The sequence below is a fragment of the Paenibacillus xylanilyticus genome, assembly GCF_047246825.1.
Classification (GTDB): Bacteria; Bacillota; Bacilli; order Paenibacillales; family Paenibacillaceae; genus Paenibacillus; species Paenibacillus xylanilyticus_B.
The window spans coordinates 935683-955875 of record NZ_JBFOLB010000002.1; the positions used below are offsets into that span (position 1 = coordinate 935683).

A 20193-nucleotide genomic window follows, 5' to 3' on the forward strand; every position below is an offset into this window, starting at 1 on the left:
AATCGTAATCTCACATTTTATTTAGAATTGGCAAAGGAGCATAATCTCCCCATGATCATTCAATTTATTCGATACAGATAACTTGGGCATAGAAATAAACCTCTTTTTTTCAACATTTTAGAGGTTTATTTGCTATGCCCTTTTCTTCAGTTATCTAATTCTGAATGAATGGGGTGTTTATCCATGTCAATTCGCCGCAGAGAAAACAGCGCTGCGCTTATGAACTCTTATATCCACATGTTGAGTTGCCCGATCTGCCATGGCTCAATAGTCAAGGTTGACCAGAACCATATCCAGTGCGCGTCTCGCCATGCGTTTGACTTTGCAAAACAAGGTTATATCAATGTCATGACACGCAATTTTAAGGGGAACTATGGCAAAAGGTTATTTACAGCCAAACGGAGAATTTTGTCGGAAACCGACGTCTATGCTCCGCTTGGAGAAAAGCTTCGTGCATGGGTTGCTGACTATTCCACGGAAACCAGTCATCCTGTGCACATTATGGATGCCGGCGCAGGAGAAGGAACCTTTCTGAATCAAATTACGAAAGACACTTCTGCCGTGGGCTGGGGACTCGATATAGCCAAAGAAGGGATCGCCTTGGCTGCCTCTGCTTACCCGCAACAGATCTGGTTTGTTGGAGATCTCGCTTGCAATCCATTTGTAGCAGGACAGATGGACCTGATTCTGAATATCCTTTCACCTTCCAACTATGAGGAATTCCGCAGAATACGGAAGGCTGGAGGTTGGACGATCAAAGTCATCCCTCGGGAGCGATATTTAATCGAAATGAGAGAGCTGTTGTTTCCTGATCGTTTTGAACACAAGAACAGCTTCGATCATACCTTCAACCGTTTTGCAAAATATAACCATGTTCTCGCCACCATCCCGCTCACATATACACAGCCTGTACCAGAGCATCTATTGGAATCTCTCATTCACATGACCCCTCTTTCCTGGCATGCAACGGAATCGGGCTTGGCACGAATGAAGGATTCCCTGTCGGAGATCACTATTGATGTAGAGATATTAGTGGGGACAAGCTTATAATCATTTCGGAATGCCGACTACCCGCACGATCCACTGGACAATAGAATGACCCAAAAGCCGTGCAGGTTCCTTATGGAATCTGCACGGCTTTTTAGTTCGTCATATGACTACTACCTTATTTCCAATTCTCTTCAATAAATTCATCCCGCCCGGATAGGGCACGGTCTTCCTTGTAATGCTTTTCATTTTTCTTGTGATAATCCTGATGGTAATCTTCGGCCGGATAGAATACAGCGGCATCACGAATCTCAGTTACAATCGGTTGATTGAAACGTCCGCTTGCTGCCAGCTCCTGCTTGGACTGCTCAGCCAGCTCACGCTGACGTTCATTGTGAACGAAGATCGCTGTACGATATTGGGTCCCACGGTCCTGGAACTGCCCACCGTCATCGGTTGGGTCAATCTGTGGCCAGTAAAGCTCCAGCAGTCGTTCATACGGGAACAGTTCCGGATCGAACGTAATTTCTACAACTTCCACGTGACCAGTCTCTCCCGTTTTGACCTGTTCATATGTTGGATGTTCAACGTGACCACCTGTATACCCGGATACGATTCCGTGAATGCCTGGCTGCTCTTCAAAAGGTGTAACCATACACCAAAAGCACCCGCCGGCAAATGTTGCTTTTTCCATTGTCTCGCTTCCCTTCATGCACCCCGCTATTATCATGAAACGATGGTGTAACCTGATTCGTTACTGGTCTTTCCTTATACATCTTAAAACAAAAAGAGGTTGATGGAAAGCCATTCGAATGGCTTCTCATCAACCTCTTCATTCTCAGGTGGGAAACATCATGATTTCCCATGCATTCGTAGCGCAGTGAAATGGTTACCCGCGACTACGACCCATTGAACGGAAGATCAAGCTTACGATTGCTACAAGTACGATGGCACCAATCAATGCCGGTACGATGTAGAACCCGCCCATCTCTGGACCCATCTCTCCGAAGATCACGCCGCCTAACCATCCACCGATGAAACCGGCAATGATATTACCGATCACACCACCCGGAATGTCACGACCCACGATCAAACCTGCCAACCATCCAATGATACCACCGACAATTAATGCCCATAACCAACTCATATCATTCACCTCTAATTAAAAGTTTTTGTTGTTGTCTGTCTACTATTAACCGCTACAGAAGCATTTAAACAACTGGATTAAAAATTGTTGTATATTACCTTTTGTTCATATGCTTCATCTCCGCACGACAAGCCCTTCCCAGCAAGGAAACAACGCATATTGTTTTCCGTTCAGCCTGAACTGCTTTAAACGGTGTGATGTACCTCCCGAAAGTCATTGTATGTTGAGGCAGACAACCGTAGTATACCCAATTGAGATTTATAATATTTGGCGGTGAATGGAATTAATAAAAGCCCGCTCGTCCTTTTCCAGGCTGGGTCAGCCAGTTGTGTTTATGGCTTTTATCCAGTTCTCCCCGCATGGACTGAATCACTTGCACGATATCCGTCTGGCCATTCTGATGCCATTCCAATGCAGCACTGACATACAGTTCACCAAGCTGTGCAAGTGAGAACGTATCCGTCAGCCGAGCTGCTTCATGCGTGCCTTCTTCGCCGGCAAAGACGTGAAATCCCCGCTGCTGCAAATATTGCAGGCGCAGCGCTTCATCAGGCAGCGGGATCTCATAGGCCCGATCGAACCGTCCGGCACGATTCATAAGGCCCGGATCTATTTTCTCCGGATAATTCGTTGTTCCGATTAGAAAAATGCCTTCTTTGGATGTCGCTCCATCCAGTGTATTCAGGAAAAAGGACCGCACTTCATCCGGCATTGAATCGATATCTTCGATGATCAGCACCATGGGCGCCAGGCGTTTGGCTGCCTCAAACACTTCCCGAACCGATTCACTGTTGGTATATTCGGTAATCTGCCAATATGCAGCCGGGCCCGGAATACTGCCCGCAATGGATTTGACCAAGGTTGTTTTTCCGTTGCCCGGATGACCATACAGCAAGATTCCCCGTTTATACGGAATGTCATACTCCCGATAAAATGAGCGATCCGCCTCGAAGAACTGATCGAGTGAGCGGAAGATATCCTGTTTGATCTGGGCTGACAGAACCACATCGTCTCTTCCTACCGAGCGGGTGATGGATTCGACATGACGTTCACTGCCATTGCGGGCATCCGTATATACCGTAACCTTTTTCATATTCTGCTGCCGTTCCCGTTCGCGTACACTGCCCAGAAACTGCTTCAGCTCCTCCTCGCCTACAGCAAAAACAAAGTCCTCGTTGTAGATGCCGTTATCCCGGAAGAATGGAATACGGACGAGAGCTACCCCCCATTTGGGATAGGCGAATACGTTGTTGCGAATGGAATAATGAACACCATATGTAGGGACGTCACCATCATCCTCATAGTGCAGCGTACGCAGCTCGAGATCCTCGAAAATACGGGCAACCAGTTCCACTTCGGTACTGTCGCTCAATAGATCTTCCTTCAGCAGCTCCCAGTATTCGTTGTTCGGATCGTCACTGGCAAACAGCTCATAATGAACTCCGTAACGACTGTTTAGTGCTTCAATAATGCCCCGAATCAGGCGAGCATAAGTGGCATAGCCCTGAATTCGGATCTGGTCATCCTGTTGATTGTCATAAACGTAAATGGCTTGGGTATGAATTGCTTTTTCCTTCTGTACTTTCATTACTTGGCTCCCTTCACGGCTGCAAGCGGTTTGCATTTGGCTACAACTTGAGCCAGGCCTGCCCCGGTAACACTATCAATAATTTCATCCACATTCTTATACGCTTGCGGCGATTCATCAATGATCGATTCAAGTGAACGCTGGTTCACCACAATCTCATCTTCTGTACCCACACCCAGTGCTGATGCAAAATCCTCTACCGTAACCAGGCGTTTGGTCGCGGTACGTGACCGGATGCGTCCCGCTCCATGGCAAATTGAATAATAGTTATCCGCGCCCTGTGGCTGACCTACCATGATATATGAGGCCGTTCCCATGGAACCCGGAATCAGCGCCGGATGACCTGTGGCCAGATAAGGTTTCGGATTATCCGGGTGGCCTGCTGGCAGTGCACGCGTCGCCCCTTTGCGATGGACAAATACAGATCCCTCTTTTGCATGAGATTCCTCCCAGGCATAATTGTGCATCAGATCATACAGTGTACGGAATTCACATTTGGGACCAAACACTTCCCGGAATGCCTCCCGGATGGCGTAGGCAATCAGATGTCGGTTCACCACAGCATAATTCAATGCAGAATACATCATGTTCACATAATGACGCCCCTCGGCGTGCTCCAGCGGAGCAAAAACCAGTCTCGGATCGGATGTACCGAGCCCATTTCGCTGCATCACTTTGGCAATGGCAGAGGAACTGGTCTGACTCACATGTCCGCCCCAAGCGCGTGAACCGGAATGGATCATGACTACAATCTGACCATCGTACAAGCCCCAGGCTTCAGCGATTGCTCGGTTCTCTTCTGCAATTTCAATAGCCTGGATCTCGGCAAAATGATTGCCCCCACCCAAGGTGCCAAGCTGACGATGGGCACGATGCCATGTCATATCCGGAACGAGATTCAGCACTTCCTCATCATAAGCAAACTTACTGCTTTCGACATGGGTGATGGAAGTTGATTTCTTCGGTGTGTAGCTGTCCGGAATATATTTTTTGGGCAAACCATGCAAGCCTTTGCGAACAATATGCTCCAGCCTGATGTCCGAGAAATGGCCGCGTTGACTTGCTTCCATCGGCAGTACTTTCTCAATGGCTTTGACCAGTTTGCGGCGCAGTTTTACATCTTTCAGATCATCCCTGTGCAGGTTGGTCATGTGCACACGCATGCCACAACCGATATCACTGCCCACAATGGATGGGGACACATAACCTGTCTTTGCGTCCCATACCGCCGTCGTGCCGATGCAGGTTCCTACGCCCACATGAACGTCAGGGGTATAACTCATATAGGAAATACCGGGGATTTGCAGATTGTTGTTGGCCATTTCAAACACTTTGTAATCCAGTGAGGAAAACAACTGTTGTGCGGCATATACCGTCAAATCTCCTGCAGGTAATTTCACTTCATGCCGGTAGCCGCCAGGAAATTCCTTTTGACTTGTAAATAAATTGTATTCTGTATTCATAAATGTAACGTTTCCTTCCTGTTCTTGTCCTTTTAGTTGTTTTTAAAAATAAGAGATTTTGATCATGCATCTTCATATCCGGATCTGTACGTACAACAAAAAGAAGCCATGGGACCGATCGCCCATGACTTCTTCATGACAATAACAGAGAACAGAGCGGCATGAAAATATCATACCTCTGTCCCCTATCGCTATATAAGCCGAGGTTGGCATATCCATTCCTGCTTGGTTCACAAGTTAAAGATACGCCCCTTCTCCTATGTCGCCCGTATGAGGCCGATGAGACGATGAGCTGAATATGCAGTTGTATCTATGCGACTTGGTGTCTGTATCCCTTTCAAATCATAACCAACCATCATGTCTTTCGGCCTCCCTTCGTAAATGTTAAGTCTTATATTAATGGGATTCATTTCGATATGTCAACCCTTTTCTTGGAAATTAACTCATTCTGCATTCTTATGCATATAATAGTGCATCTTCGCATAAATCCAATAAGCGACTTCCAATCTACAATATATAGATCGAAATGGTCCTATTCGTCTATATATCGTACCCCGGAGCGAGTGGAATCGAATGATGCAAAATGCTGAATAAAAAAGCAGGTTCTGTATGTCTACAGCCCCTGCTTTTCATGGAAATATAAGTTGTTATATCAGCATATAACTTAGTGTCCTGCTTGCTTTTCCAACTCTTCAACCGGATTTTCGTCCTCTTTGGCAGGAACCTTGGAAGACAGGAACCAACCGCATACCGCAATGGTAATCAAAACGATATAGAATCCGAATTTCCAAATTTTATTTTCCGGGAAATGTTCATCCAGTACACCCAGCGAAGGATGCGCCAACGTAATGACTGCGAGCTTAACCCCTACCCAACCTACGATAACGAAGGCTGCCACTTCAAGTCCCGGACGGGAATGAAGCAGTTTGACGAAGAATGAAGCTGCAAAACGCATAATGACGAGACCAATAAATCCTCCCAAGAAGATGACGATAAACTGTCCACCATCCAAGCCGCCAATTGGAGGCAATCCACTTGGTGGCAGCGCCACAGCCAGCGCTACAGCTGCCAGAATCGAATCGACTGCGAATGCGATATCCGCCACTTCCACCTTGAAAACCGTCATCCAGAAACCGGATTGTTTTTTGGTTTTCTTCGGTGCATCATCTGCTGCTTCGTCTGTCTTGTTCCGACTGCCCATGATTTTCTTGACGATGTGGTTAATCGAGATGTAGAGAAGATACAGCGCTCCGATTGCCTGAACCTGCCACACATCGACCAGGAACGAGATCAGGAACAAGGAACCTAGCCGGAAAATAAAGGCTCCGAGCAAACCGTAGAACAACGCCTTTTTGCGTTTCTCATCCGGTAAATGCTTAACCATAATCGCAAGCACCAAAGCATTATCTGCTGCCAGCAATCCTTCCAGGACCACCAGGACGATTAGCACCCAGCCATACTCCAATAATAATGACAAATCCAAATTTGACTCCTCCTTAGTATCCTTATGATGTACAAAAAAAAGGACCTTTACCATTGCTGGCAAAGATCCTTTTTATCCATAAAAAGAGACCTTTACCCAGCATGAAAACTTGGTAAAGGTCTCGCTAACAACAAATTGCTGCCAATAAAGCCGGGGATGTAATCCCGAATTGACGACTTTACTGTGAAAGCTACTCCCCTTTAACATCAGGAATATTCAATTTTAAGTTGGTACAATCATACGGTTCAAATAACCTGTTCTCATCATATTCACAACGCTGCTCAAAGTCAAGCTTTATTTGGTGGCACTTTGACTCTGATTCAGTTTTCGAAATACGAAAAAGTCATATATGAAGTTGCCAAGCGGGATAAACGAAATAAAAAATATAGCGATCGGTCGACGCAAACGCCACTTTTGCGTGGTGTACAGACTGACCATAAACAACATATACATCAAGAAAAGAAATCCGTATAGATTGCCAAACCATGTAACTGATTGCGGCAAGATCCCTGCATTTTTCAAGGGAAAAGCAACAAACAGCAGTAACACATATGAAAGTCCCTGCAGCCACAACAGCAAACGGAAGCGGCCCAGCGTTGAATGTAACATCATTTTCCTCCTGTTTCTATACACGTAACGAAATGATATGCAACCTGTACATTATATCACAAATACATCCCTCATCGGTACTTGCACATATCCTCGCTTTTAGTAACAATTCCCGTCATAAGCGTGCTGGTATTCAACCCCTATATTCTAGAGGCGCCAAATGCCTTTTCGGAGCATAAGATATGACGAAGATTCTGTTACAAGTATGGGACAAGGAGGAGCTGCTTAATGAGAATAGCGATGGTTGCACCCGAGAAATTACCTGTGCCTGGTAACGGTTCAGTCGAAATAAGTATCTTGGGTATCGCTCGCGAACTTGCATTTCGTCATGAAGTCACGATTATTAGCCGTGAAATGCCTGGTCTTGCGGCAAAAGAGCAGCTTGAAGGAATTACAATCCGCCGCGTTCCATCCGGCAGTCCCGATCAATACATTCAAGCCGTCATCCGTCTCCTAAAGGACAGTTCATTCGATATCATTCAGGTGGATAACAGACCCCGCTGCCTGGCTCGGATCAAGCGAAGCCTGCCTGACATTCCCGCTATCCTGTTTCTTCACTCCCTGACCTTTGCTCAGCCTGGACCAGCAAGATTAGCGTTGTTACGACAAGCCGACTGCATCGCCGTCAACAGTTTCTCGCTCCGGGAGAGATTGGGACGCCGATTCCCTTCCGTGAAATATCGGATGAATGTGATCCCTCTGGGCGCCGATCTGACTCGTTTTGCTCCTGCGATTAACGAGGGTAAGCATCCCCAAACGCCAGAGCCGTCACAGCCATTCTCCGTGCTGTATGCAGGCAGGCTGATTCCGGGCAAAGGTGTGGACATTCTGATTCGCGCAGTAGCCCTTGTGCAGCAGAAGATGGATATACAACTAATCATCGCCGGGAAGGGACCGCAGGTCTATGTCCGCAAGCTGCGTCGGCTTGCCAGAAAACTGCGGGTACGTTCATCTTTTCTTGGACAGATTGCCCATGAACAAATACACCACTTGTACCGGGCCGCAGATTGCCTGGTGTGCCCTTCTCAAATGCATGAAGCCTTCGGACTGGTTAACGTTGAAGCCATGGCTTCCGGATTGCCCGTTATTGCTTCGGATAATGGAGGCATTCGCGAAATTATCGAATCAGGAAGCAGCGGCTACCTTGTCTCTCCTTATGACAAACCTCAACCCTTCGCTACCTGCATTCTTAAACTTGCCAGAGACCCTGCGCTTGCCCAGTCTTTGGGAAAAGCAGGCCGGGCAAGTGCAGTGAACCAGTTTGGCTGGTCACGAACCGCCATGCATCTGGAGGCAGCATATACGAGACTTATCCACCAATGAGCTGGATGGTACATGTGAATGATCAGGAGATCAAGAGCATAACTAACTGCCCCAATCTGTGCTATTGAGGAACTGGTTATGCTTTTTCTCGTGACTGCCAGCTTGTAATCCATGACTCCATTTGTGGGACGGGCACATGTACCATTTCAATCAGTTCCACGATAATCATATCCTTCATGGCAAACCGAACCCTCGCACAGGTCTGCTGATGAAAGACATCATAGAAACCAGTGCCTGCCCAGCACCCATGCGGAACGACTACTGGATCGTTAACGATATATCCCACGGTTCCTATTGGAGGAATAACAACCTTAATCGCATGATGATCTGTACGATTATTTGGATCCTTGACCAAAAATACCGTATCTCCTACATTCAATGCCTGAACACCATGATAGTGCTCCATTCGATCCATCGCCGCAAATAATTTACTGGTCATAACAACTTCTCCTTTTCCTTTTTGTCAACATGATAAAAAACGAATTATTCATCACCCTCATAGTGCTGCAACCATTGAATCAGTTGTTTGCGGATCTCTGTACGAAATTCACGGGGCTCAAGAACCTCCGCTTGAGGGCCAAATTGATATAACCACATGAGGAACTCACGACTGCTGTTTAAAGTGACTTCGAATAACAAACCACCATCCGGCAAATCCGTCATTCGCGGACGAACAAACATCTCTTCTTCTTTTATGTAGGGTGCCATTCTCTCCGTAAATTTCACCTTGAAATGGATATGTTCGTCTCCTCGGTCAACAGACCACGTATTTTTCATATACTGCGCTATATTGAAATCCGCCTTATCAAAGTGGGCATCTGTCCGGGTCACGTCGAGAAAACGACTAATGCGAAACAATCGAACCTTATGCAGCAAATGGCAGTACCCGACGAGATAAAAGCGCTGATCACGGGGAATAAGATAATAGGGATCAATTTCACGGGCCGTTATTTCGTTGTCGGTAAGTGTGTGGTACCGGGTACGTATGGTTTCCTCATTCAGAATTGCTTCAATAATCGGAATGAGCAGATTGGGGTCTTTGCCTTCTTCCCGGTATGCAGGTGTGCCCATGCGAATGATACCCGCGATATTTTCGACAATATCGCTGTTTCTCGATTTTACTTTGGTATGGACCGACATCACCTTGTCAAAAGCTGAATCGAATTCAGCCGGCAGCTGTGAAGTATCCACGACAGAAGGAAGCATGGAAAAGACCATGGCTTCCTGTTCCGTGAAATCGAGCGGATACAAGGCGAAATTACCAATAAATCGATAACCCTTGCCGTAGCCTTCGTTCATAATAGGGGCAACCCTGTCCAAAATCCGGAGATCACGATAGATTGTGCGCACTGTGGTATCACATTTCACAGCCAATTCCTTGGCGGTGATTCCGGGATTCGCTTGTATAGCTTGAAGTATACGCAGCAGACGAACTAATTTCTCTGTCATGTAGTTTCTCCCCTTCGATATTTTATCGGCAAGGAAAACTAGTTCCTTTAGTGCAGATATAAATCTTTAGTCCCATTCATCATTTCGCATTTTCACCAATTATGTATAGTCCAATTGCGCTTTTTCTCCAATTTTCTTATATTCCACCTGACTTCCTTGCATAAAATATTAGACACAAGCCCTTATACCTAAGCCTGAAAACCTATAAAATTTCCTAAAAAATTTATTAAAAAAGCCCGATCTCTCCAGAAGAGATCGGGCTTTGAGGAATATCAATTGTGCAATTGCACTAATTGTGTCAGTACATTGACCAAATGTTCACATAACTCCGGGATATCCCCCATCTGGTCTTCATTCACACTACGATCAAAATAAATATTGGTTGAAACGTCGTACAAAGTGGGGTTCCCTCCATACACGTAATGAATGTTCTGTACCAAACGCTGCGCAGGCCAGCTCAACTGAACGATGGAGCGAATCGCCGGACATAACACCTCTGGCTCCTGCGTCATCATGCTAAAACGAAGTTCAAGGTGACATCCTGGCTGTCCGCCTGGAGTCTCCAAAATTTCGGCTGCAATCGCCTCAAGTGAACTTCGCAGCACAACCTCACCCTTAACTTCAGTATGCTGCCTCAGGCAGAATTCCAGTATAAATTCTCTGGACATACTCGCCATCTCCAAGTTATCTTTCCGATTCGAAATGTGAATAATCTCATCCAAGTTATCGAGATCATACAGATGATTCTCGAAGCCCACCTTGAGATTGTCATACACGGTTGGATCAAACATAAATTTACCCACTTTCACATTAACTTAAACTGACATCGGTGCAATTAGGGGTCTGCGTTCCGGCTCCATGCCTCCACTTGTTATGTATTATCAGCATTATGCATAATTCGATTCTACTATCTCCCGGGTACGATAAATAGACGAACAGAACCATTTGGTTCTAAATATTAGGGATTGGACATCGCTTATTGGATTTATGCGGAATGCTCATTATAACAATCTCTGCGATCGCAAAAAAGCCCGGTCATGATGACCGGGCTTTTTTGCGATCGGAAGCGAACTCCCGTGTCCCATTTATTCCTCTGCAGCCTTCTCTTCTTGCACAGCTGCCGGTTCTGCCTCATCAGCAGAAGCCGTTGGTTCTTCCTCAGCCGCTTGTGGTGGCATAACGGAAGCGACGATCGACTCCGGTGATGTGACCAGTGTCAAACCTTTGTCCAGTTTGATATCGGCAGCGGTCAAGCGATCACCAATTTCCAATCCGCTCACATCCACCTCAATGGAAGTTGGCAGATCTGCTGGCAAACCTTCGACCTCCAGCTGGGTCTCCTGCGTCTGGAATACACCGCCTGCTTTGGAACCGGCCGCAGTGCCCTGGAAGTCGATCGATACACTTACACTGATCGGCTTGTTTTTGGAGATTTGCAAAAAGTCCACATGCAGCAGACGTCCATTACGTTCCTGCTGATCTTTGATCAGCACCGGAACCGTTTTGCCACCCTCCACATTGAGGTTGAACATCTCGGAGCGGCCTGTGCGCGCTACTTTCAGCATTTCTTTCTCATCTACATGTATGGAGGCACCTTCCAGTCCCGGGCCGTAAACGACCGCCGGAACACGTCCGCCCTGTCTTAACTGGCGCAGTGCCGCACCTTTCTTTTCAGTTCGTGGGGTTGCAGTAAGTTGAGCCATTTTTCCGTTGGATTTCATGATTGAACATCCTCCTTCAAGGGATCCCTACTTCGTATTGGTTTGGGAAGCTTTAGACTTCTCTCATAGACCAAATGGGTCTTTTTTTCTGTGGCCAAATCTGGGGCCATATCTATATTTACCCCAATGAATGTGCTTCTCAAACACTGGCCTGTACATTTTTTAGGTTTTCACATGAAAATCCAAACTCAGCAGACCAAAAAAAGACAGCCGGAATCTCTTCCGACTGTCTGACACTCATGGCTTTTTAAGCCTTACATGGACACATAAAAATAACACCTTAAGCGCTGTTACGATTATCCTCCTCGTCACTTTCCCGTATAACCTGCATCTGATCTGTGCCGCTATGCACGATAATCTGCACATCCCCATCCTCCGGCACAATATCCACGTACCGGTCTCCACACGTGTCCTTGGCCTCCCACTCATTCAGCCGGATGATCAAGCCGAGATGATGCAAACCTGGAGCTACACGGATTCGAGCTTCTGCAGCATTGCCTACCCGCTCAAGGGGTACCGCTCCATCGGCCATTCCTGTGCCCCATACCCAAACGTCCCATCCCTCGTACTGTTGATCCTCCCGTTCATAACGCAGCGTTACGATCCGTGAGATGTGTTTGTGCACTTTGATCGTTATGGTTGACTGAATTCTGCCAGCCATGGCCGTAATTTGTGTCGTCCCTGGTGACAAGGCACGGACGATTCCGGCTGCACTGACTGATGCAACATCCGAATTTGAGGCGTTCCAGCGTATTGTGGTCCCTTGGAGTGGCTGCCCAAATTGATCCAGCACCAATGCACGGAAGCGGCTGATTCGTGTCGTATACAGAACCGTTTCACCTACAATCTCAATTCGTTCGGCATGTCGATGCTTCACCTGCAGTATGCATGTTGCATGGATATGACCGCAATGAACCGTTATTGCTGCATCCCCCGTCTCCTTCGCATGAATCGTTCCATCCGGCTCAATCTGGATCAACTGCGGTTCCGAGGAACTCCAGATGACCTCTCTATTCTCTACAACATTACCAAGACGATCACGTACAATGGCCCGCAGCTCGGCGGTTTCACCCGGACTATATACCTGACGCGGAGAATTAATCTCGATAGTAGCCGGTTCCGTACCGCCTGCATGTTCGATATCATAGAGAACCATCAACGACCAGCGTTCTACAGGTACCATGCCGTTAACTATCCCAATAGAATCCGTACCTGCTTGGTGGTCATTAACTACAACATGCCAGTCACCTTCCGGAAGCTGAATCTGCTGCTGGTATGCTGTCGCGTTATATACGACCATAATCCGATTCCAGGTATCCCCATTCGCTCCATCCTGAAGCATGAATATAATGACATTTCTATCTGCACGAATAATACGAAGATGATTGCGGATCTGGTCTGCGCTGATCATGCGAAAGGCAGGATGTGTGCGGCGCAGATGAATCAAACCGCGATAATAGTCAAAGACAGGTCTGAAACGGGACTTGTTGACCCAAGTAATTGCATTGACAGCATCTCCACTGCGGTAGCTGTTCTGATCCCCCGCTTTAGATCGCAGCATCTCATCCCCTGCATGCAGAAACGGGATGCCCTGAGAGGTAAGCAATATCCCGGACGACAGCAAAGAACGGCGAACCATCTCATGATGAAGCACGTCATCAGCATCCACATAACGATAAGGATCCGCTGCTTTTACCGCCGATTCCGCACTTCCACCTTCCATAGGCAGCCCATCTCTCCACGTCGGAAAACCCAGTTCATGTCTGAGATTCATCGTTGTTGCGATTTTGTCCCACAGATTCAGGTTGTCATGGGCGGTGACGTAATTGACGGTCTCTACGGGGGAGGATGTAAAGTCATCAATTGCCCCTGCTAATCCCGTAACCATCTCATACTCCTTGCCATCCGCTCCGGTAACAAATCCTTTCCCGCTGCCATCACTGTCTCCTTTAATGGCACTGCGGAAATGATCGTTAAATACGGCAAAACCCTGACCACGCTGGGTTCCTTTTAAGGTTTTCCGATCCAGTGGCGATTCTCCCCCAGTCCACGGTTCTCCATAGATCAGAATCGCCGGATCAATCTGCTCCCGCAGCTCACGGGTCAATTCATTCATCGTATCCGTGTCAATCAGACCCATGAGATCGAAGCGAAAACCGTCCACATGATATTCCTCAGCCCAATACAGTAGGGAGTCTATAATATATTTCCGAACCATTGGACGTTCCGTAGCCAATTCATTGCCTACACCCGATCCATTACTCAGTGTGCCGTCTGCACGATAGCGATAAAAGTACCCGGGGACGATCCGGTCAAAAGGACCTTCATCCACACCATACGTATGATTGTAGACCACATCAAGCACAACACGTATGCCTTGGCGATGCAGGGACTGCACCAAGGCCTTGAACTCACGAATTCGCGTTGCCGGATCCCGCGGGTCCGTAGCATAGGAGCCCTCCGGAACATTATAGTGCTGCGGATCATACCCCCAGTTATAGGGTGCTCTGAACGTCGAGCCGTCTTCAGCGGCTTCCAGCTCATTTACCGTCTGATAGTCCGCCACGGGCAGAAGATGCACATGGGTAATGCCAAGCTCGGCCAGATGATCTACACCGATACGGTGACCTTCCCTGTCGGTCAGCCCCGAAGCCGTAAACGCCAGGAATTTGCCTTTGTACGGAATGTCGGCATAAGGGTCAGAAGAGAAGTCACGGACATGCAATTCATAAATAACGGCATCTGCCGGACGCTGAAAAACGGGCTTTACATCCAGCTCCCAATCCGGTGGATGTGTTGTATCGAGATCAACAATGGCTGTGCGCTGCCCATTCGCCGACACAGCGCGGGCATATGGATCCACGGCTGTTTCCACACGCTGATCGTCATGCGTAATACGGTACATGTAATAGTGTCCTGCCCAATCACCTGCCAGCCTCACACTCCATATCCCGTCTTCATCACGGGCCATGTCGCTTACCTGCCCATCATCATGTTCGGTTACCCATCCAGAGGCATTGTAGCTGCCCTCATGTTCAAAAACCAATATAGAAACCTGCCGGGCCGTAGGGGCCCACAGCTTGAATGTACTAGCCGCACGAGTATATGTTAAGCCAAGATCGTTGCCTTCATAACGAAAGGATGTCCATTCCGGCATCGTTCCCACCGCCTTTATATCCATTGATTTCGTGTTGTCCCGATGTTACGGAGCGGGACGTCATTTGTCAACCTGGGGTTGTCTGTACTCAACATATCGGTTGAACAGAGGCTTTCATGAAGTCGCTCGCTGGATAATTGTCAAACACCTGCAGCAATCGCTTACAAAATACAGCATATGTAAACAAGCGGCGCATATTGACAGCATTTGTACCTGTCCTGATGAAAAAAAGACAAAAAAGCACCCTCTCCCTCCGTAATCGAGAGAAAAAGTGCTTAACCAATACAGAACTCAACCCTTGGAATACATGACCATCAGGGATACAGCCGGTACACTGACCTCCCCGTCCTTAATGGTACGCAGCGTATCGAGTCCTGCCTGTCCCCGCTCTGCAACCACGTTCCACACCCCGGAGGGGATCGAGATGGTGCGGCTTTCATTTGCCGCGTTATAAATCACGATAATACGACTCCATGAATCTCCGACAGCCTTGCCTGACAGCTCATAGGCAAGCAGCCTCTTGTCTTGCTCAAGTAAATGTACATGCTTATCTATCTCGTCCCGGGTGCGGAATCTGAAAGCCGGATGCTCACGACGAAGCCGAATCAGCCCGCAATAATAATCGAACACAGGCTTGAACTGCTGCTTTTGTTCCCAACGAATCGCATTGACCGCATCTCCACTCTCGTGACTGTTGGCATCGCCATATTTACTGCGCAAAAACTCGTCCCCGGCCGCAAGAAGGGGAATTCCCTGAGAAGTCAGTACAATGCCATTCGCAAGTAAACAGCGCCGAACCATTTCGTTCTCCAACATGCGATTCGGATCAATCTGCCCATATGGATTCGCATCCTGTACAGCCCGCTCTACACTGTCATATCCCCGAACATGTCCCTCATCATCATAGGAGATAAACCCCAGCTGCTCTTCTATCCCTTGCGTATGAGCAACCTTGTCCCAGAGGTTAAGATTATCGTGAACCGTTACATAATTCACTGTCTCGGACGGGCCTGCCGTAAAATCGGTAATGGCTCCCCTCACCCCCGTCCAGATATCCTCTTCCTTGCCCTCCGCTCCTGTAGCGAATCCTTTCTCAGCTCCATCACTGTCCCCTTTGATTGCTCCGCGAAAATTATCGTTGAATACAGCAAGTCCGGCCCTATTCTGATCTCCCTTAAGGGTCATTCGCTCCCCTAGAGGTGATTCCATTGCCGCCCACGGCTCACCGTACAGAAGGATGGATGGAGACACATGTTCATGCAGCTCTGCAGCAAGTTCTCTCATGGTGGTCGTGTCAATCAATCCCATCAGGTCAAACCGAAACCCATCGATATGGTATTCCTCTGCCCAATAGCGTACCGATTCCATAATAAATTTGCGAACCATGGGACGTTCTGTAGCCACTTCATTGCCGGTTCCCGAGCCGTTGCTGTACGTACCATCCGCATTCTGGCGGTAGTAATATCCCGGTACCAGCTTCTCAAACGAACTATCTGCCGTATTAAACGTATGGTTGTACACCACATCCATAATGACCCCGATGCCTTTCTGATGAAGTGCCATCACCATGGCCTTGAACTCGCGAATGCGTGTCCCGGGCTCATCTGCCCGTGTAGCATAAGAGCCCTCGGGAACGTTGTAATGGAGCGGATCATAACCCCAATTGTAGCTGGAATCCTCTGAACCACCGAATTCACTGTCGCCTGCCTTCGATTCGTCCACGGTGGCAAAATCAAACACGGGCAGCAGGTGCACATGGGTAATGCCCAGCTCGGCCAAATGATCAATCCCCAGCGTATTGCCTTCGGAATCGCGCAGCCCTGTTTCTGTAAAAGCCAAATACTTGCCTTTGTTCATCATGCCGGATGAAGGGTGAATTGAAAAATCGCGCACATGCAGCTCGTACAATACGGCATCCACCGGACTCTTCAGCTCTGGCCGGACATCCTGATTCCACCCTTCGGGATTCGTCTGTTCCAGCCTGATGATGACACCCATTTCACCATTCATGGTCACAGCCCTTGCATAGGGATCCACCGCTGTCTCCTGTCGTCCATCTTTGAAAGTGGCCCGGTACATATAGTGATAGCCATCCCACTCTCCATCCAGCTTCAAAAACCAGATGCCCTGCTCCTGTTTTTGCATCGGTATTTCTTTGGACACGACCCGCTGCCCTTCTTCCCCCCCAGGAACTTCGATGGTTGATGGATCATAGAGAAGCACGTCCATCTGAACGGCATCAGGGCTCCATACTTTGAATTGGCAGAATCCGGATTCAATCGTAACGCCAAGATCGCTTCCTTGGTATGTATCTTTTGCATATAAGATTTCTTGCTTGTCATGTTCTTCAATCATGATGTACATGCCCCTCTCGGTGAGTATAATAGGTTATGGAAAGAATACTCCTTTCTTTTTATACCCTTTCTGCTGCCCAACCATAATCCTAGGCAAGAAAAAGAAGCCGTGCTTCACGTTTATTCACGCAAAGACAGCTTCTCAAAGACGTGCACATACAGCATTTTCGTTACTTTCCGTTCAATTCGGCGTACGATGCCTCCAGTTCAGAGATGAGCTGATCTCCCCCGGCTTTTCGCCAGTTAGCCACTTCCTGCTCCCAGCCTGCGTCGTCGATCTTGCCCATGATGTACTTGGTCTGTGCATCCCAGATCATCTGATCCAGCTCCTGGCCCCGTTCGGTGTAAATGGCTGACGACAGCGTGAGCGCAGGATTCGGAATGGCGTACTGCTCATTCTCACGCGCCATCTTCGTGCCCTTCATGCCAATCGGAACATCAACCAATTCAGCCACGTTGTACCCTTCAACACTTAGCAAATTATCGCGGTACGGCTTCACTTCGCGCTGATAAGCGTCGAAGTCCTTAAGCTCGGTTTTGCCATCGGCCGTCTTGGTATAGTGTACATCGAGCAGTCCGCGCAGCTGCAGCGTACTCAGCTCCTCATCCATCAGCTGATCGAGGAATGTGAGCACTTTTTTCAATTGCTCCTCATCCGTCACCGCAGCCTTCGGGATCACCAGCATTCCGTAGTTTCCTGGCTCCCCGGCGATGCGTATGCCGTCCGTTCCCTGGAACGGAGCTACATCGATTACCCCGTCTGGAGCGTTAGGCGTAAGCCGCTGCTGAGATGACTTTCCGTTCTGCGCCACACCGTTCAGCTTCATGCCAATCAGGCCAGAGTCCATTTTTTTGTCCGCATCCGAAGGATCGAGAGCAGGGAAATCACTGTTGATCAGCCCTTCGCTGAACAGTCGTTTGAACAGCTTCATGGTGTCCACATATTCTGTGGTCAGGAATTCCGGGGTCAGTTTGCCCGCATCATCCACGCCCCACTTGTTCACCCCTCCAATACTCACGGCAATCCGCGTCAGCGGGGAAGACACCCCTTCGTTGTATTTTTTGAAGAGCAGCGCACCATACGTATCTTCCTTGCCATTCCCATCGGGATCATCCTTGCGCATGGAACGCATCACTTCATACCAGTCATCCAGCGTTTTGGGCACATCCAGCTTCAACTTGTCGAACCAATCCTTGCGGTAAACGATGGCCGTTCGTCCGATATCGCGGAAGTTGGGAATGCCATAGATTTTGCCTTCAATCTTGATATTGTTAAAATACGCCTCGGATTGTGCAGACAGGTTTTTATAATCCTTCAGGTAAGGGCCCAGTTCCCAGAACAGTCCCGTTTTGGCTGCATTGAACGTGGTCGGTACGTAATTCACGCGCATAATCGTAGGCATCTCTCCGGAGGCAACCATGACGTTCACCTTATCATCAAAAGCAGACTGTGGAATCCACTGAACATTGACATCCGTATTTGTATATTCCTCAATCTTTTGCTCCACCCCGTTTTCCTTGGCGGGCACATCGCCTACCTGCATCAAAGAGATGGAAATGGGAAACTTGCCTTCCCCGGCAGCTGGAGCCTTTTCTCCCCCGCAGCCTGCAAGCAGTCCAGCGGACATTGCACCAACAAGAACGATTCCGCCTAAACGGGACATCCGACCTTTTGGACTCATGAACCATCTCTCCTTTTGAATACCGAAATTTTTCAGCATTTTTCCTCAATGGATTCAAACAAACATGTATGCGTTATCATGAATGGTCTGAAGAAAAGAACCAGCTTTAAGCCAGTTCCATCTCTACCCCTGCCAAAATAAATGGAGCAACCGATTTCGGATCATTGATGCGAATGGATTCGGTTACATAATATTCATACGACCCGTCACGATACGGACTTCCCCCAAGACCTGCCCCGCCGTTACACTGTGTCAGGGACAATACGCCTTCACGGTCCGTTTGCAGCAAATGCTGCAGCAGACCCTGGTACCCTTTTTCCGCAACCTCTTGGAATTTGCCGCTCAAGTACCCCTTACGTACACCCTTGGCTAACGCATATACAAACATCGACGTACCGATGCTTCCAGATAATTGCGCTCCCGTCCCGGCTGATCGAGCAAATGCGGCCATAACCCCGTCTGTTGATCCTGCACATGTAGAAGTGCATTCGCCACACGTTCGAAGATACCCACAATCTGTCCGCGCTGTTCATGGTCTACCGGCAAATGATCCAGTGTATCCACCACAGCCATCACATACCAACCCATTGCCCGGCTCCAGACATGGGGAGAACATCCGGACTCACCCGAACTCCAGCGCTGCTCCTTGCTCTCATCCCAGGCATGGTACAGCAAACCGCTTCGCGGATCACGTGTACGCCGCTCCACCAGCAGCAGCTGCTGAGCCGCTCGGTCAAACCACTTCTCTTCACCTGTTACTGCACCATATTGCGTCAGAAAGGGGGTCGCCATATACAATCCATCCAGCCACATCTGAAAAGGATAGATTTTCTTGTGCCAAAATCCACCTTCACTCGTACGCGGCTGCCCCTTGAGCTGTACCATGAGCAGATCCGCTGCCTTGCGGTACTTCGCCTCGCCTGTTTTGTCCAGCAGGAGAAACAGGGATTTCCCCTGATTAATCTGGTCCAAATTGTACTCTTCAACGTTGTACGTGCGGATCGTGCCATCTTCCTGAATGAACTTATCCATCAGCTCCCGGATGTAATCGAAATACTTTGGTTCGCTCGTACGACTGTACAGCTCTTCCAGCGCTTTCAGCAGGCAACCGTTCTCGTAATGCCATGTGGGATACAGCTGGTGGTTGCGGTAACTTTCCATGAATTGTTCCGCCATCCGTACCGGTGTGAACTGCAATGTTTCCTTCATCGATAACCTCCGCTTCCGCTC

15 protein-coding genes and 1 pseudogene are annotated in these 20193 nt (G+C 48.3%); 2 read left to right on the forward strand and 14 right to left on the reverse strand.

What is annotated here, in order from left to right:
* Nucleotides 1-237: 237 nt before the first annotated feature.
* Nucleotides 238-1050, forward strand: coding sequence for a putative RNA methyltransferase (locus AB3N00_RS18980; RefSeq protein ID WP_413036081.1), 813 nt, complete (start codon nt 238-240; stop codon nt 1048-1050).
* A gap of 115 nt (nt 1051-1165) precedes the next feature.
* Here AB3N00_RS18980 and msrA read toward each other — a convergent pair whose 3' ends face one another.
* The 6 genes from msrA to AB3N00_RS19010 all read right to left on the reverse strand — a co-directional run bounded on the left by msrA (nt 1166) and on the right by AB3N00_RS19010 (nt 7277).
* Nucleotides 1166-1681, reverse strand: coding sequence for a peptide-methionine (S)-S-oxide reductase MsrA (gene msrA / locus AB3N00_RS18985; RefSeq protein ID WP_413035967.1), 516 nt, complete (start codon nt 1679-1681; stop codon nt 1166-1168).
* A 195-nt stretch (nt 1682-1876) separates the two neighbouring features.
* Nucleotides 1877-2134 (reverse strand): GlsB/YeaQ/YmgE family stress response membrane protein, encoded by a 258-nt coding sequence (locus AB3N00_RS18990; RefSeq protein WP_175397236.1) that lies wholly within the window; start codon nt 2132-2134, stop codon nt 1877-1879.
* 283 nt (nt 2135-2417) lie between these two features.
* On the reverse strand, nt 2418-3722 hold the full coding sequence (locus tag AB3N00_RS18995) for an AAA family ATPase (RefSeq protein ID WP_413035968.1): 1305 nt from the start codon (nt 3720-3722) through the stop codon (nt 2418-2420).
* Nucleotides 3722-5185 (reverse strand): RtcB family protein, encoded by a 1464-nt coding sequence (locus AB3N00_RS19000; protein ID WP_413035969.1) that lies wholly within the window; start codon nt 5183-5185, stop codon nt 3722-3724. Before AB3N00_RS19000 ends, AB3N00_RS18995 begins: the two co-directional genes overlap by 1 nt.
* Nucleotides 5186-5849: 664 nt before the next feature.
* Nucleotides 5850-6668, reverse strand: coding sequence for a TerC family protein (locus AB3N00_RS19005; RefSeq protein WP_413035970.1), 819 nt, complete (start codon nt 6666-6668; stop codon nt 5850-5852).
* A 294-nt stretch (nt 6669-6962) separates the two neighbouring features.
* Entirely contained in the window at nt 6963-7277 is a 315-nt protein-coding gene (locus AB3N00_RS19010; protein WP_413035971.1) for a DUF3817 domain-containing protein, read from the reverse strand.
* 228 nt (nt 7278-7505) lie between these two features.
* Between AB3N00_RS19010 and AB3N00_RS19015 the strand changes: the two genes are divergently transcribed.
* Entirely contained in the window at nt 7506-8600 is a 1095-nt protein-coding gene (locus AB3N00_RS19015) for a glycosyltransferase family 4 protein (protein WP_413035972.1), read from the forward strand.
* Nucleotides 8601-8676: 76 nt separating this feature from the next.
* Here AB3N00_RS19015 and AB3N00_RS19020 read toward each other — a convergent pair whose 3' ends face one another.
* The 8 genes and pseudogenes from AB3N00_RS19020 to AB3N00_RS19055 form a co-directional block, all read right to left on the reverse strand.
* A complete protein-coding gene (locus AB3N00_RS19020; RefSeq protein ID WP_413035973.1) occupies nt 8677-9039 on the reverse strand; it encodes an HIRAN domain-containing protein in 363 nt (120 codons plus the stop codon).
* Between the two features lie 44 nt (nt 9040-9083).
* Nucleotides 9084-10049, reverse strand: a complete 966-nt coding sequence (locus AB3N00_RS19025) for a helix-turn-helix transcriptional regulator (protein ID WP_413035974.1) — start codon at nt 10047-10049, stop codon at nt 9084-9086.
* Between the two features lie 272 nt (nt 10050-10321).
* Nucleotides 10322-10840, reverse strand: coding sequence for a hypothetical protein (locus tag AB3N00_RS19030; RefSeq protein WP_413035975.1), 519 nt, complete (start codon nt 10838-10840; stop codon nt 10322-10324).
* Nucleotides 10841-11134: 294 nt separating this feature from the next.
* On the reverse strand, nt 11135-11770 hold the full coding sequence (locus AB3N00_RS19035; protein ID WP_175397228.1) for a 50S ribosomal protein L25: 636 nt from the start codon (nt 11768-11770) through the stop codon (nt 11135-11137).
* 280 nt (nt 11771-12050) lie between these two features.
* On the reverse strand, nt 12051-14927 hold the full coding sequence (gene pulA, locus AB3N00_RS19040; protein WP_413035976.1) for a type I pullulanase: 2877 nt from the start codon (nt 14925-14927) through the stop codon (nt 12051-12053).
* Nucleotides 14928-15218: 291 nt separating this feature from the next.
* On the reverse strand, nt 15219-17282 hold the full coding sequence (gene pulA, locus AB3N00_RS19045) for a type I pullulanase (protein ID WP_413035977.1): 2064 nt from the start codon (nt 17280-17282) through the stop codon (nt 15219-15221).
* A 169-nt stretch (nt 17283-17451) separates the two neighbouring features.
* On the reverse strand, nt 17452-18963 hold the full coding sequence (locus tag AB3N00_RS19050; protein ID WP_413035978.1) for an extracellular solute-binding protein: 1512 nt from the start codon (nt 18961-18963) through the stop codon (nt 17452-17454).
* Nucleotides 18964-19069: 106 nt separating this feature from the next.
* A pseudogene (locus tag AB3N00_RS19055) lies at nt 19070-20172 on the reverse strand (glycoside hydrolase family 88/105 protein).
* Nucleotides 20173-20193 lie beyond the last annotated feature (21 nt).